15 protein-coding genes are annotated in these 14,814 nt (G+C 42.2%); 11 read left to right on the top strand and 4 right to left on the bottom strand.

Going from position 1 to position 14,814, the window contains the following annotated elements:
• The first annotated feature begins 13 nt into the window (after nucleotides 1-13).
• Entirely contained in the window at nucleotides 14-1,204 is a 1,191-nt protein-coding gene (locus tag AC3ISB_RS25475) for an MFS transporter (protein WP_098371421.1), read from the top strand.
• Between the two features lie 103 nt (nucleotides 1,205-1,307).
• On the top strand, nucleotides 1,308-1,637 hold the full coding sequence (locus AC3ISB_RS25470; RefSeq protein ID WP_061465409.1) for a hypothetical protein: 330 nt from the start codon (nucleotides 1,308-1,310) through the stop codon (nucleotides 1,635-1,637).
• 104 nt (nucleotides 1,638-1,741) lie between these two features.
• Here the strand turns inward: AC3ISB_RS25470 and AC3ISB_RS25465 are convergent, their stop codons facing one another.
• On the bottom strand, nucleotides 1,742-1,885 hold the full coding sequence (locus AC3ISB_RS25465) for a hypothetical protein (RefSeq protein ID WP_181762214.1): 144 nt from the start codon (nucleotides 1,883-1,885) through the stop codon (nucleotides 1,742-1,744).
• Between the two features lie 144 nt (nucleotides 1,886-2,029).
• Here AC3ISB_RS25465 and AC3ISB_RS25460 point away from each other — a divergent pair, with 144 nt between their 5' ends.
• The 3 genes from AC3ISB_RS25460 to AC3ISB_RS25450 all read left to right on the top strand — a co-directional run bounded on the left by AC3ISB_RS25460 (nucleotide 2,030) and on the right by AC3ISB_RS25450 (nucleotide 6,174).
• Entirely contained in the window at nucleotides 2,030-2,893 is an 864-nt protein-coding gene (locus AC3ISB_RS25460) for an STAS domain-containing protein (RefSeq protein ID WP_489274885.1), read from the top strand.
• A 178-nt stretch (nucleotides 2,894-3,071) separates the two neighbouring features.
• Nucleotides 3,072-3,509, top strand: coding sequence for a hypothetical protein (locus AC3ISB_RS25455; RefSeq protein ID WP_098371419.1), 438 nt, complete (start codon nucleotides 3,072-3,074; stop codon nucleotides 3,507-3,509).
• A 295-nt stretch (nucleotides 3,510-3,804) separates the two neighbouring features.
• Nucleotides 3,805-6,174, top strand: coding sequence for a penicillin acylase family protein (locus AC3ISB_RS25450; RefSeq protein WP_489274883.1), 2,370 nt, complete (start codon nucleotides 3,805-3,807; stop codon nucleotides 6,172-6,174).
• A gap of 54 nt (nucleotides 6,175-6,228) precedes the next feature.
• On the opposite strand, the gene AC3ISB_RS25445 is transcribed toward AC3ISB_RS25450, so the two are convergent.
• Both AC3ISB_RS25445 and AC3ISB_RS25440 read right to left on the bottom strand, forming a co-directional pair.
• Nucleotides 6,229-6,447, bottom strand: coding sequence for a hypothetical protein (locus AC3ISB_RS25445; protein ID WP_081395591.1), 219 nt, complete (start codon nucleotides 6,445-6,447; stop codon nucleotides 6,229-6,231).
• On the bottom strand, nucleotides 6,440-7,063 hold the full coding sequence (locus AC3ISB_RS25440; protein ID WP_141992955.1) for a sigma-70 family RNA polymerase sigma factor: 624 nt from the start codon (nucleotides 7,061-7,063) through the stop codon (nucleotides 6,440-6,442). The genes AC3ISB_RS25445 and AC3ISB_RS25440 overlap by 8 nt, the downstream gene beginning before the upstream one ends.
• Before the next feature lie 156 nt (nucleotides 7,064-7,219).
• Between AC3ISB_RS25440 and AC3ISB_RS25435 the strand changes: the two genes are divergently transcribed.
• The 5 genes from AC3ISB_RS25435 to AC3ISB_RS25415 all read left to right on the top strand — a co-directional run bounded on the left by AC3ISB_RS25435 (nucleotide 7,220) and on the right by AC3ISB_RS25415 (nucleotide 13,261).
• Entirely contained in the window at nucleotides 7,220-7,384 is a 165-nt protein-coding gene (locus tag AC3ISB_RS25435) for a YvrJ family protein (RefSeq protein WP_098371416.1), read from the top strand.
• 411 nt (nucleotides 7,385-7,795) lie between these two features.
• On the top strand, nucleotides 7,796-8,389 hold the full coding sequence (locus AC3ISB_RS25430; protein ID WP_489274880.1) for a GNAT family N-acetyltransferase: 594 nt from the start codon (nucleotides 7,796-7,798) through the stop codon (nucleotides 8,387-8,389).
• A 40-nt stretch (nucleotides 8,390-8,429) separates the two neighbouring features.
• Nucleotides 8,430-8,627, top strand: a complete 198-nt coding sequence (locus AC3ISB_RS25425) for a GNAT family N-acetyltransferase (protein WP_489274878.1) — start codon at nucleotides 8,430-8,432, stop codon at nucleotides 8,625-8,627.
• 11 nt (nucleotides 8,628-8,638) lie between these two features.
• Nucleotides 8,639-9,097, top strand: coding sequence for a DinB family protein (locus AC3ISB_RS25420; protein ID WP_141992953.1), 459 nt, complete (start codon nucleotides 8,639-8,641; stop codon nucleotides 9,095-9,097).
• A gap of 345 nt (nucleotides 9,098-9,442) precedes the next feature.
• Nucleotides 9,443-13,261: a bifunctional 2',3'-cyclic-nucleotide 2'-phosphodiesterase/3'-nucleotidase gene (locus AC3ISB_RS25415; protein WP_489274876.1), complete on the top strand. Its 3,819-nt coding sequence runs from the start codon at nucleotides 9,443-9,445 to the stop codon at nucleotides 13,259-13,261.
• Nucleotides 13,262-13,345: 84 nt separating this feature from the next.
• Here AC3ISB_RS25415 and AC3ISB_RS25410 read toward each other — a convergent pair whose 3' ends face one another.
• Nucleotides 13,346-13,804 carry a TspO/MBR family protein gene (locus AC3ISB_RS25410; protein WP_098371413.1) on the bottom strand — a complete coding sequence of 153 codons (459 nt, stop codon included), beginning with the start codon at nucleotides 13,802-13,804 and terminating at the stop codon, nucleotides 13,346-13,348.
• A 142-nt stretch (nucleotides 13,805-13,946) separates the two neighbouring features.
• Between AC3ISB_RS25410 and AC3ISB_RS25405 the strand changes: the two genes are divergently transcribed.
• Entirely contained in the window at nucleotides 13,947-14,810 is an 864-nt protein-coding gene (locus AC3ISB_RS25405; protein ID WP_141992951.1) for a DUF4349 domain-containing protein, read from the top strand.
• Nucleotides 14,811-14,814 lie beyond the last annotated feature (4 nt).

Here is a 14,814-nt window from a genome sequence, read left to right as displayed (position 1 = left end):
GGTCTGAACAAAAGTGAATTATATCGAGCCTGCTGGTAAATCATTCAGGAAAACAATCTTGGCTTTATTTCTTGGTAGCTTTGTAACGTTTGCGGATCTGTATAGTACCCAACCGGTCATACCGGTTTTCGCAAAGCAATTCGGAGTCTCTCCTGCAATGGCAAGTCTTACATTATCTTTTGCAACAGGAACGCTTGCCATCTGTTTATTGCTTGTTTCCTTTTTCTCAGAAAATATCGATAGGAAAAAAATAATGGGGACGGCCCTCACTCTGTCTGCATTGTTATCCATATGTGTCAGCTTTATCCAGGATGACCTATACATCCTTATCGCAATACGGGCGATTCAAGGAGCGGTGCTTGCAGGTTTCCCGGCAATTGCGATGGCCTATATCAATGAAGAATTTCATCCGAAAAGCCTGGGCTATGTGATGGGGATCTATGTGAGTGGTTCGAGTATCGGCGGATTGGCAGGCAGGCTGATTGTTGGGGTGCTGACCGACCATTTTTCATGGAACATAGCGATTGGAAGCCTTGGGGCTTTAAGTTTGATCATCAGTCTGGCTTTTTGGTGGATGCTTCCGCCTTCGCAGCATGCCATCCGCGTAGGGGCCTCATTTTCGAGAATCAAAACCTCCCTTATTAATAACTTAAGGAATGGCAGACTAGTACTATTATTCGGCATGGCCTTCCTATTAATGGGCTCGTTCGTTACCGTCTATAACTTTGTGGGCATACCTTTAATGGGACCGCCATATCATTTATCTCAAACATTGATAGGCTTCATTTTCATTATCTATCTTGTGGGGACATTCAGTTCCACATGGATGGGGAAGCTTGCCGATCAATATGGTCGGAGGCATGTACTTCTTATCGGAATCGCAATCATGCTGATGGGCGCCCTTTTAACCTTATTGGATCCGCTTTTGCTTAAAATAATGGGGCTTGCATTGTTTACATTTGGTTTTTTTGGAGCTCATTCAATTGCGAGCAGCTGGGTCGGAAGGTTGGCTGATAAGAATGAAAAGGCACAAGCGTCCGCTTTATATCTCCTGTTTTACTATGCGGGATCAAGTGTAGTGGGGGCATCAGGCGGTTTATTCCTGATGAAGTTCGGCTGGGGAGGGGTCATCTCGGCTGTATCCATTCTGATCATCCTGGCGGCCGTTTGTGCAATGATGGCTGGAAAAGTGAAAACCGTTTAAATAAAATGATCTTTTCTATCATGTTTTTCCGGAATCCTGAATATAATCTAGTGAAAATGGATATTGAATAATAGATTGATAAGAGAAGAGGGTAATAGATAGAGTGAAACGAAAAGCAGTAATTCTCATTGGGTTAATAGCCGTTTTAATTATATTATTCGTTGTATACTTAACAAGTCCGGGCAGATTGGAAAAGGTGGAGATTGTTGAAAAATATTATCCTCATTTCTCCGATGGCAAGGCAGTCGGTTTTAAGACGAACGAAGTCATTGATGTGACGGAAACCGAAGAGGGATCCAATTGCGCAATGAAATTCAACAATGGGAAAACGTTGGAAATTGATTGTGACCGTTATTTAACATACAAAATTGATGAAACAGTCTATATTACTACTGAAGGGAACCATGTGAAGGAAATCCGGAGAAAAAGGTAGAGGCTATCAATATTTAATGACGGAAGAGCTGGGTTTGCATAATAAAGCAACTCAGCTCTTTTTTTATCCACTCAAAAACCCAGACCGTTTTGGACTGGGCTTTTTCATTTTTTATCTTTGGTTTTACTTTTATCCTTTTTATTACGCCGAAGTACATCCATGATTCTGCGGCTGTTATTTTTACTGTTTATGAGTTCGACTAAATCGCTCATGTTTTCAGATTCAAAGTCTTTTTGATCTTTTTTCATGATAATCCCTCCAAGTCATATATCATAATACCCTTATGTAGAAAAGGGTAAACGTCTATTATCATATTGGCAATAGAAGGATTTTATATCCTTAACCATTCATTATTTGATAAAATGTATAAAAGCCCTGTATGGGAGGTCCATATGGAAGAATTAAGAATGATCGGTGAAAAAATTGAAAAATTTAAATATATCTTAGTGGAGCATATAGAGTTGTTTGAAGAAGAGGAACCGCTCTATGATTTTGAAACGAGTAAAGAGGTACGGTCAAAGCTTATTCAAATACATGCAGATGCCTTGATTCATGGAAAGGCACAAGCGATGGAAAGTATGAAAATAACGGGTATGGAAATAGGTAAGCGCATCGTGGATATGGGCATTCCTTTAGATAAGAATATTGAGGAAGCTCAGCTGATACGCAATCTTTTCTGGAGTTTCATTGAAGAAGAAGTAAGCAATCGCTATTACTCCATCGAAATTCTGCTAAAGGCAAGCTCGATAATAGATGCAATCCTGGACCAATTCATACACTGTGTAAGTATCAGTTACGTGAATCATTATAAAGAAATGGCGAAAATGGCAAACGATTCTTTGCGGAAGATAAAAGAAAACCAAGAAGTCATGGAAGAACTGTCCACCCCGATCGTTCAGACCGTATTAAAGGATGTGCTGCTCTTGCCATTGATCGGACGCATTGACGATTGGAGAATGGAGTCGATGCAATCGACTGTGCTGCAAAAATGTGCAGATTTGCATGCGGAAGTAATAATCATGGATTTCTCGGGAATTACCTTTACGAAGGAAAGCAATATGCTCTCCCTGCTGGATCAATTAGTGGGGGCACTGGCGTTGATGGGGACGGAAACGATTTTTGTCGGCTTTACTCCTGATGTCGTGAAAGAGATCGTCACACTTGATTTTGCAAATCGGGTAAAAGCCTTTCTATCGTTCAGGCAGGCTCTGGAATATCTGTTTAAACAAAGGGGACTGGCTGTTCGGCCAGTATGATGGAGGTATCCTTTTTCAGGGTATCTTTTTTCTATGTCAGGCTAACATTCCAGCAGCATTCATATTTTATCGCCCATCGCCATTTCTCCATGTTATAGTGAAATGACGTCGGCGGACATGTTGATCTTCATTTGTATTAAATAGGACATGTAAAGCGTGTAAGGAAGGTGGATGAAGAGTGTTTTTCAAGAAAAGTGAAGAACCTGATCATAACGAAAAATGGTATTGTGTAGGAATCATGACGGATAAAGGGCTGGAGGATGAAGAATATGATGTTTTGTCCAAACGCATCCTCGACTCAGTCCAAAATGTCTCGGTCATATCGGACTTGGTAAGGGTGGAATGGGATCGGGATAAATTGCGAGCCTTGAACGAACGTTTTCAGGACCCTTCATTTTCCGACCCGTGTTTTATCATTAATGAATTCATACCAGAGGATATAAAAAGGGAAAGAAAACTTCTGGAGAAAACCAACAAATGGAAGAGACTCTTTGGACTCCTTTCCCCGATTGAATACATGGAAGCCGAGACGAAGGCGGCCCATGACTTTGATAAGGCTCTCTTTTATACAGACGATGCAGATAAAGTGATTGAATACATTCTTGCAAATAGCTAGCATCCCCTGCCACATCGATACATTGTATCGGTGTTTTTGCATTTGATTCAAAGTTTATCGGTACAATTTCGCGGTAGTAATTCGACTATAAGCGGGATGATTCGACTTTACGGCACTAATTCGACCTTGCTCGGAATAATCCGTCCTTGTGCGAGTAAAGTCCGACCTTGCGCCTTTCCAACCTTTCGGAAATAAAAAGAGAGAATGTAAGGAAGTTGGTAGGAAAGATGGGGATAAACGCGGAATATCTAAAATAGAAAAAAAGAGAGTTTTAAGGGGAGAGGAAGATGAAGCGATGGAAGTTGCCATACCTCAGCAAAAGCCAAAACGGAAGTGGAGAAAGCGTGCGCTATGGAGTTTTGGTATCCTGATTATTCTTTTGCTGTCCGTTTTGATAGCTGCAAATGTATTTCTTTCAAGATCCTTGCCGGAAACAAAGGGGGATATATCGCTTCCAGGTCTTTTGGAACCGGTTACAGTGGTGAGGGATTCAAGTGGGGTCCCGCATATCAACGCAGCGAATGAACATGATTTGTATTTAGCCCAAGGGTATATCCAAGCACAGGACCGCTTATTTCAAATGGATTTAAGCAGGCGTCAGGCGTCAGGAAGATTGAGTGAAGTGATTGGTGAGAAAACCGTCAAAAATGATAAGTATTTCCGCACACTTGGCTTGAGGCGGGCGGCTGAAGCCTCTTATGCAGCATATTCAAGTGATGGGAAAGAAGCCTTGGATGTGTTTGCCGAGGGGGTAAATCTTTATATCGATGAATTGAAGGAGAATGGGAAATGGCCGGCGGAGTTCACTCTGCTTGGATACGAACCAGAGCCTTGGACACCCGTCGACTCGCTGACCATCGGTAAATATATGGCCTTTGATTTAGGCGGGAACTGGGAGGATCAGGCGTTTAGGCAGTATTTGCTGCAAACGTTCCCAAAGGAAAAAGCATATGATTTATTTCCTGATTATCCAAAGAACGCTCCATATATCATCAGCAAGGAAGAACTGGATATTGAAAAAAGTTTTGCCGGGGCCGTTATTCCTTATGAATTCAATGGCAGCAATAATTGGGTCGTTTCAGGCAAGAAAACGGATTCCGGTCAGCCGTTATTGGCGGATGATCCCCATCTGGGATTAGCTACACCATCCGTTTGGTATCAAATGCATTTGGAGGCCCCGTCAGTCAATGTGAGCGGTGTTATTTTTGCGGGGATTCCGGGAATCATACTAGGTCATAACGAAAAGGTCGCTTGGGGTGTGACCAATACCGGTCCTGATGTTCAGGATCTGTATATCGAGAGGAGGAACCCGGAAAACGAGAAAGAATTCTCCTACAAAGGTAAATGGGAGAAAGCCGATATCTTGGACGAACCCATCAAGGTGAAGGATGGTAAAACACTTGACTATCAAGTGACGGTTACCCGCCATGGACCTGTGGTCTCCGAGTTTGCCGGGAAAAGCGGAAAAGATACCGTGCTTGCATTAAGGTGGACGGCACTTGATCCATCCGCCGAGCTTGAAGCTGTACTGAATATGAATAAAGCGGGAAGCTGGAAAGAATTCGAAAAGGCCCTCTCGAAATTCGAAACGCCGGCACAGAATTTCGTCTTTGCCTCAACCGATGGGACCATTGCCTATAAGGCGAATGGGAAAATCCCAATCCGGAAAAAAGGCGATAGTATGCTGCCTGTACCTGGCTGGACGGATGAATTTGAGTGGAAAGGCTTTATTCCCTTTGATGAACTTCCAAAAACGGTGAATCCGGAAGAGGGATTCATTTCGACAGCGAATAATAAAGTCATCTCGGATGATTACCCTTACCACATCAGCAATAACTGGGCACAGCCGTACCGTCAGATGAGGATACAGGAGTTTTTAAAAGCCAATAAAAAGCTTACTGCCGAGGATATGCAAAGCCTGCAGATGGATAAGGTGAATTTGCAAGCCAAGGAGTTTGTTCCTCAATTCGTGGATGTATTGAAAGGTCCATCGGGGAAACAGGAAGACCAGGCACTAACGATTCTGAAGAAATGGAATCATATTGATTCCGTTGATGAAGCGGCACCGATGATTTTCAATGTCTGGATGAAAAAAATAGGGGATGTTCTGCTTACGGAAGAAATACCGGAAGAAACCCTCAACCTCTTTAATGGAAGGCGTTCGGCCGTTGATGAACTACTAAGGCGGGCGCTGGACGGTAAACCGGGCCCTTGGATTGAAGAGGCAGGCGGACTTGAGCAGGTGCTTGCCAAGTCGTTACAGATGACGTTAACGGATCTTGAAGAATCACAAGGTGACGATATAACTGATTGGGAATGGGGAGAATATCATCAGGTCAGGTTTAACCACCCGCTATCGAGTGTAGTCCCGTTAAATTATTTATTTAACAGCGGCGGCGGAATACCGGTAGGCGGTAGCAGTGTCACCGTACAGGCGGCGGCATTTTTAGATGATGGAACCGTTAATCACGGTGGCTCCTGGAGATTCGTCATCGACCTAGCCGACATGAATCAAGGATATCACCTCGTTGGCCCGGGTCAATCAGGTAACGTTAAAAGTAAGTGGTACCATGATCAGCTTGATGATTGGGCAGAAGGTACTTATCACAAGACCACAATGGATGATCCAAAAGGGGATAAGCTGACATTGAAACCATCATACTGATATTCAGAAAAAAAATACCAAGTCCAGCATCCTTGCTCTGGACTTGGTACTTTTTCATTGTTTTTGCTTAGTAAAGAATTCTGCAAGGAACTCCTCAAAATTAGGGGCCTCGATTGCTGCGATTTTTTCATATGATTCAATGATCTTGAGTTTAATTTCTTGCTCCAGATCATTTCGGTCTTGATAGTTCGTGTTTTTTAACGATTTTTTTATTTTAGGATTCAAAGAGTCTATGAGATCCAACAATTCTTCTTTTGACAGTTTTTTATCCACAATGGCTTTTCTCCTTTCTAACATATACCTCATCCATATAGTGCTTTCGAAGTTTTTTTAAAGCTTGTTTACGGATGCTTGAGATATTCTGTGGCGACTCATGGAAATAGGCAGCAATTTCCTTGTTGGATAGGCCGTAGGAAAAGATCATGGTCAATACCAGGCTTTGTTTGACTGTTAACTTCTTCAAGGCTTTTATCATCTCTTCATCACTTATGTGTGAAGCGAGTTCATTCGTTTCCCCCATCTTTTCAAGTTGACCGTCCAAGGTGCCGATTAGATCGATCAATCCGCCAGTATCCCTTGGTGTCGCATCAAGTACCATTCGATAGCGTTCCCGCTGCTTCCGTGCCCTTTTATCAAAATCAACAGAGAAAAAGTAAATTAAGGAGCACATGTATTTGTATACTTTAGCCCGGTAATAGAAAATTTTGAAAGTCTCGTTCAGATGACCAATGTTGTAGGTTGAAGGGGAATCAAGAGTTTCAGTGAAAATCTTTAAATGCTCTGGGTTCTGTAAAAATACTTGAATGATCGGTTGTTCAAAGAAAGATGAGTACTGTTGCTGCAGAAACTCCAATGAATGAGAAAAAAAATGAGAAGTTAATTGGTTCATTGTTATCCCTCCTTTAATTAATAAAGTGAAAGACAAGGGGAATAAATCAATTATATAGGAACATTCGTTCTTTTTTCCATAAATCAATAGTGCTAGATTGATTTTTTTAAACAAGTTTCACTTTAGATATCAGATACAAGAAAAGGGGTGAAGAGGATGATGATTGAGGATGCTAGTATGTGGGTTTCATTAGTTAGCGAATTTGGCTATCCATTCGTCGTTTCTATGTTTTTGCTCTTCCGCTTCGGTAAACAATTAAAAGAACTGACAACGGACGTAGAGAACTTAAAAAAGTCCGCTCATAAAACGAAAAAACGATAACCTCAGGACGTAATGTGCCAGGTGATAAACACCGAATTTCGGATTCTATTCTAAAAAGGGTCCGGAATTCGGGTATAAAGAAATGGGTACTCTGAAAATCAAGACTTAGTTAAATCCCTCCTTTAAACTCAAGTAAAATAATGGTAAACCATTATTTGGAATATAGCACAAAATAGGTAAAAAATAATCATCATTTGGAATCATTTTACTACTATAATTCATCCGACAATGGAATTAGATAGGAAATCCTCCCCTCGTACGATTTTAGTTTTATGGATTAAAGTGAAAATACTTTTAAAAAAACAACATTCATCAATAAACTTATGAATAGTATGCGGCATCCAAGTAAAAGGGTGCTGCTTTTCTTATTTTTTGGTAATAAACTGATAATATGGAAAAGGGGTGGATAATTTGAAGGATAAACAGCTAGAAGATATTCGAATCCTACAGCAAGAATGTGAACGTGAAGGTTTTACTTTAAAGCTGAACTGGGAAACGCTTCGCAGTCGAAATGGTGTGCATAAGAATGATTTTTTTCACTATGATGGATTGAAGCTTGTTGGTTTTATTGGTCTTTACGATTTCGGAAACAAAGTGGAGATATGCGGGATGGTGCATCCTGATTACCGGAGGCAAGGCATTTTTACAAAGCTGCTGGAAGAGGCTATAAGGAGTGCCGTGGAGCGCAACTATAAGTTGATTCTCTTGAACTCACCTGCCCAATCCCATTCAGGGACAGGATTTTTGAAACAGCTCCCATGTGAGTTTGCTTTTTCTGAGTTTCAAATGAAGTGGTCCGAAACGGAGCTTGACGATTATGGCGATGCAGTCGTTCGCCCTTCAAGGAGAGATGATGAGAAAACGGAAATTCAGCTGGATATTCAATGTTTTCAATTTACGAAACAAGAGGCGAAGGATTATTATCAGCGCATCCTATATGAGGATACTCTGAAAACCATGATGATTGAAAAGGATGGCCGCGCGGTCGGTAAAGATCCGTGTTGATCACTCAGACCGGGAAGCATGGATTTACGGATTTTCCATTTTGCCAAAATATCAGGGAAAAGGACTTGGCAGAAAGGCATTGAAAAAGGTAGTAGCCGAACAATGCCAGCTGGGATATGATATTTTTCTCGAGGTCGAGGCGACTAATGAGCATGCTTTAAGACTCTATGAATCTTGTGGATTCAAAACCATCCAAAGACAGGATTATTATCAATACAAAGGGACGACAAAGAGTTAGGGGCTGGGATGATGTTGACATTATTCATTTATAACTGGCAGGTGCGAAGTGAGTGGTTCAAATGGTGCAGGGCCATGCCGAGTGAGGAACTGAAACGGCAGCGCACAGGAGGGATGGGCAATATACTGAAGACTCTTGCCCATATTATCGATGTCGAATGCAGCTGGATCAAGGCCATACAAGGGAAGCCTGATGTCGCGATCGATTTGGACGCTTATGATACGATCGAAAAAGTGGAAGATCTATCTATCCGTTATCATTCTGAGGTCATGGACTATTTAAACTCGCATTCAATTGATGATGAGAATGGAATGATTCAGCCATCATGGATGGAGGGGACATACGAAAAAGGCAGGATACTGCGCCATCTGATAGCACACGAAATTCACCATATAGGCCAGCTGTCCATCTGGTCGAGGGAAATGGGCATCGAACCGGTATCCGCCAGTTTAATAGATCGGGCTTTATAGGCTTTATACTTTAAAACTGGTAATGCAAGTTGCATTACCAGTTTTTTATATTGAAAGGAATTCCGAGGTTTTTTCAAAATGTTTCATTGAAGTATAGAGTCTAAGAAACTTATCTTTGATATCTATCTAAGCTAGATTTTTATTAATAGGGAACTTTCTCCCTAAGGATTCAATGCTGATTATATACTTGATTGAAGGTATAACGAGCTATGGACTCTGAATGGAAATGGTTAAAAAGTACCATTTATTCAAAATTCGTAATATTACGGTAAATTTTGGCGCTTATTCGACAAAATCATGATATATTATTCTAGCATTTTACAAAAAATAGAAGGGTTGTGAAGTATGTCGTTCAAGATGCATGTTAATAAGATGCTCGCCCCGATTCTTGCTGTGAGTTTGGTTGCAGCCCCATTTACCGTACCGGGGGAGACATCTGCCAAAGAGTCTAATAAGAAACCTGTCACGACTGAACCATTTATCATTACAGCTCCTACTGTTAATTACACAAAAGGCACAAAAGCGACTGTAACGGTCACACCGAAAAAAGGGAACAAAGGAAATGAAACCGTTGTCTTCCAATTGATGAATGGGAAGAAGGTCATTTCACAGTCAGCCATTGAGGCGGATATTAAATCGGCCCAAAAGTTCTCCGCGTACTTCAATTCGTACAAATCGGGTTATTGGGTCAAAGTATCGGTTGTCTCCAAGTATAACGGCAATACTAGTAACTTCGGCAACAGCCTGGCAGCCTCCGTTTCGGATGCACCATTTGAACTAAGGATCATGGAAACGACTGATATACACACTAATCTGGTGAGCTATGATTATTATAAGGATGCCGTATCGGACTCGGTCGGCTTTTCGCGCACGGCTTCTTTAATCAAACAGGCACGAAAAGAAGTGAAAAATAGCGTTTTAGTGGATAACGGCGACCTTATTCAAGGGACCCCGCTAGGTACGTACAAAGCGAAAATAGCGCCACTGAAAAAAGGTGAAGTCCACCCCGTCTATAAAGCGATGAACTTGCTTGACTACGATGTGGCCACGTTCGGCAATCATGAATTCAATTATGGTTTATCTTATTTGGACGAGGCCATCAACGATGCGAACTTCCCATACGTCAATGCCAATGTTTATAAAAAAGATAAAGACAATAATCCAAAGAATGATAAAAATAAATATACTCCATATAAAATCGTCACGAAGAAAGTGAAGGACATCAATGGAAAAGAAAAATCAGTGAAAATAGGCTACATTGGATTTGCCCCTCCGCAAATCATGGATTGGGATAAAGCGAATCTTGACGGTAAGGTCATTACAAAGGAAATCGTCACGACAGCGAATAAATATGTACCTGAAATGAAGAAAAAGGGCGCGGATGTCATCGTGGCGCTCACACATTCCGGGTTTAATGGCGACACCAAGAATACCGAGGATGTCATCTACTCATTAAGCAAGGTATCCGGCATCGATGCCATCACGTTCTCCCATACGCATAAGGTCTTTCCGGCACAAGATGAGGCTTCTTTAGACAGCCTATTCAAAGATGGCCAAGGAAAAATCCTTAAAGGCGTGGATAATAAAAAGGGTACCATCAATGGTGTACCAGCCGTTCAAGCAGGATATGGCGGCAGTAATCTCGGGATCATCGATCTTGATATCCAAAATATCAAGGGAAAATGGAAAGTCGTCAATTCCGATTCATCAACACGGGCAATCAACGACAAAATTACAGGGAAAAAAGCAGCTGAAGATGCGTCTGTCGTCAAAGCCGTGAAGAAGGATCACGAAGGAACGATCAAGTATGTTAACACGCCAATTGGAACGACTACAGCTCCAATTCATAGTTATTTCGCCCTTGTGCAAGACGATCCTTCCGTACAGGTCGTGACGAGCGCACAGAAATGGTATGTAGAGAAATACATCCAAAGCAACCGCCCAGAATACAAAGACCTGCCCATTCTCTCTGTAGGGGCCCCTTTCAAAGCAGGTCGCAATGGAGTCGAGGAATTCACCGAAATCAAGGAAGGCGGACTGACCATTCGCAGCGCCGGTGATTTATATTTATACGATAATACATTGAAGGCAATCAAGATCAAAGGGTCTGTGGTTAAAGAGTGGCTTGAGATGTCTGCAGGGAAATATAATACAATCGATCCGGCCAAGTCCGAGGAACAGGAGCTGCTTAATGGAAAGTTTGCCGTCTATAATTTTGATGTGATTGACGGCGTCACGTACCAAATCGATGTCACCAAGGCTCCGCGCTATGATGAAAAAGGGGTAAAAGTGTCGGATTCCAGCAGGATTGCAGATTTGAAGTATAATGGTGAACCAGTGGATCCGAATCAAGACTTCATCGTCGTGACGAATAATTACCGTGCTTCGGGCGGGGGGAACTTCCCGGGAGTCAAGGGCAGCGAATATGTAGTTGACTCTGCGGATGAAAATCGCCAAATCTTGATGGATTACATCACACAAGAGGGTGAGATCAATCCAACCGCTGATAATAACTGGTCGATCGCCCCGATTTCAGGCAAGGTGAACGTTACCTTCACCTCATCACCAAAAGGTGCGGAATATTTAAATGAAGACAGCGCGATTTCCTATACAGGCAAAAAGGATGATAAAGGCTTTGGCATTTACAAATTCAATTTGGGGAAAGAAAACGTCAAGGTGCAACTGCTCGGGATCAATGATCTTCACGGCCAGCTTGATACCACCTCCGATTTTGGCGGTATCAAACAAGGGCGTGCTGATTATTTAGCTGCGCACTTGAAGCAGCGTAAAGCTGAAAACCCTGAAAATACACTTTTACTTTCGGCAGGGGATGCTGTTGGGGCAAGTGCTCCCGTTTCTTCATTGATTCAGGACAAACCGACGCTTCAGTTTTTGAATAATATGAAATTCGATGTCGGAACTGTCGGGAACCATGAATTCGACAAAGGGGTAGAAACCCTGATGGCTCAAATCAATGGCGGAAAGTCGCCAACATCCGATGTGGTATTCGATAAATTGAACTTCCCGTATGTAGTAGCCAATGTCGTATATAAAGACACGAAAAAACCGATTTTGGACCCTTACGTCATAAAAGAGGTCGGCGGAGTTGATATTGGGTTCATAGGTGTAGTCACGAATGCCACACCTCAAAAAGTAAGTCCGGATGGCATTAAGAATGTGGAATTCATAGAACAGGCACCTGCCGTAAATAAGGCGGTTAAAGAGTTGAAAGAAAAAGGCGTCAAATCGATTGTGATCATCTCACATGACCCAGGCACGGAAAAGGAAGGGGTCATCACAGGCGAAGTGGCTGATCTTGCTAATGCCGTGGATGATGAAGTAGATGTGATCTTAGCCGGAGATAATCATGCAAAGGTCAACAACTATGTGGATGATAAATTGATTGTACAAGCTTACTCTTATGGAACGGCTTTTGAAGATGTGGATTTGGAAATCGACCCAAACACAAAGGATATTGTTAAAAGATCAGCTGAGATTGTTACGGTTACACAAGATGGCATCACGCCTGATGCCGGGACGACGAAATTCATTAACGACTACCTAGACATGTTCCCCGAGTTGAAGGCCCCGCTTGGGACAACGGATGAGAAAATTTTAAGAGCTAATGCCTATACACAGGAAACGGGCCTTGGGAATTTAATTGCCGATTCGATGAAGGCAGATTTGAATTCCGATTTTGCCTTCATGAACCCAGGTGGAATTCGTGCAGATATTCCAAAGGGGGAAGTCACTTTTTCCGATTTAGCGAAAATCCAACCGTTCGGAAACGTATTGGTTAAGCTGGAACTGACTGGAGCAGAAGTGAAAACGCTGCTTCAACAGCAATGGGTCGTCGAAGGATCTCCGAAAACTTTGCAAATTTCTGGACTTAGCTACACAGCCGATTTCAGTAAACCTGTCACGGAACGTGTCACCTTATTGAAGAAAGCGGACGGAACGCCGATCAAGGATACCGAAACATACACGGTGGCCGTCAATGATTTCATGGCTAGCGGCGGTGATAACTATACCGTCCTGAAAGGAAAAGAGCGTGTGTTTGGACATGCTGACCTGGAAGCATTCGTTAACTATGTGAAAGAAACCTTTAAAGGCGGGAAGATCACGGCAGAAATCGAAGGCAGAATTACGAATATCAATAATTAATTTAGGTTTACTCGTAAATTGATCATTTACTCGTGAAACTCTAAAGAGAGCGCCCCTTAATACAAGGGGCGCTTCTTTATGTGATTAATTGTTTCTGAAAATGGAAAAGTTCAATCCTAATGCGAAGGTGACCCATGCTATGTAGGGAATCATCGCTAAACCGGATGCACGGTCTATTCTATAAAACTCGAATGCCGTTAAAGTAATCAGGGTCAGCAGTGCAGCCATTTCAATAAAGGCTGTTCCGCGCAATCCCCATTTGAAGAATAAAAAAGACCATAAGAAATTCAACCCTAGTTGAGTATCATAGAGGCGTTCAGCGGACTTCGATTTTTTTTCTTTGGATGCAATGCGATATTTCGCTATTCCCATAATGGTATAAAGGCTTGTCCAAGCAACGGGGAAAGTCCAGGAAGGAGGCGCAAATGCAGGCTTCTTGAGTTCATCATAAATTTCTTTTGAATTCCTTGTGGCGAATATACCCACAAGTGAACCTCCGACCACAGGTACCAATAAACTTTTAGCGAATTTTCCGTAGTTCATAATGAATTCACTTCTTTCTTCATAACTTGGATGTTCTTATACCTTTACCTTTTCATATGAAAATAAAACATGGCCTTTAATGACCAAGTGTAACTTTCTTCCAAATTATACGTCGGTACTATTAAGAAAAGGGGGAATACCGATGAACCGTAAAACAATGATGCTTATGTTCTGTTTGTTACTTTTACTTGCTGGATGCAGCAGTAATGAAAAAGATGATTCAGCATCTAAAGCACAGGATGAAACGGCGGACAGTAAAATGGACGCTTCAATTTCCGGGAATAAGGTGCAGGAAGAAGCAGCGGAAAAGGAGGGGATGACGGATGAAAGAAAGGTCATCCATCAAGCCCAGCTTGAGCTGAAGGTGAAGAACCTTGAAAAAGCACAAATGAAGATTGAGAATAAGGTGGCTGAATATGGCGGATATGTGGTCGAGTCCAATGTATACAGGGAAGATGAAGAACTGGTGGAAGGAATGATCACTGTTCGGGTCCCTGAATCCCATTTTCAGGATTTTCTGGCCGATAGCGAGGGCGAGGCTTCAGAAGTGGTCGGAAGGACTGTGACAGGACAGGATGTAACGGAGCAATATGTAGATCTAAAAGCAAGATTGAAATCAAAGAGGGCAGTAGAGGAAAGATTACTTGCATTCATGAAGGATGCTGAGAAGACGGAAGATTTACTGAGAATATCATCCGATCTTGCCGTGGTGCAAGAAGAAATAGAACAGCTGACCGGGCAAATGAAGTATCTTGAAAACCAAACCTCATATTCGACGGTTACCATCACGTTATCACAGGACCGGATAGTTGTGCCGGGCATTGATAATAAGGAATTGAATACATGGGAGAGAACGAAGAAACAACTTGCAACGAGTGCAAATCTATTACTTAAAGCGGGTTCAGGAATCATTGTTTTCATAATAGGAAACTTGCCTATCCTCATCATTTTAGGCGGAGCTGGTGCGGTGGCTTATTGGGTGATCAAAAGAAGGGGTAGTAGGTGAAAGG

The sequence above is a fragment of the Peribacillus sp. GL_122 genome, from assembly GCF_057835005.1.
This window is presented reverse-complemented; position numbering and strand designations above follow the sequence as displayed.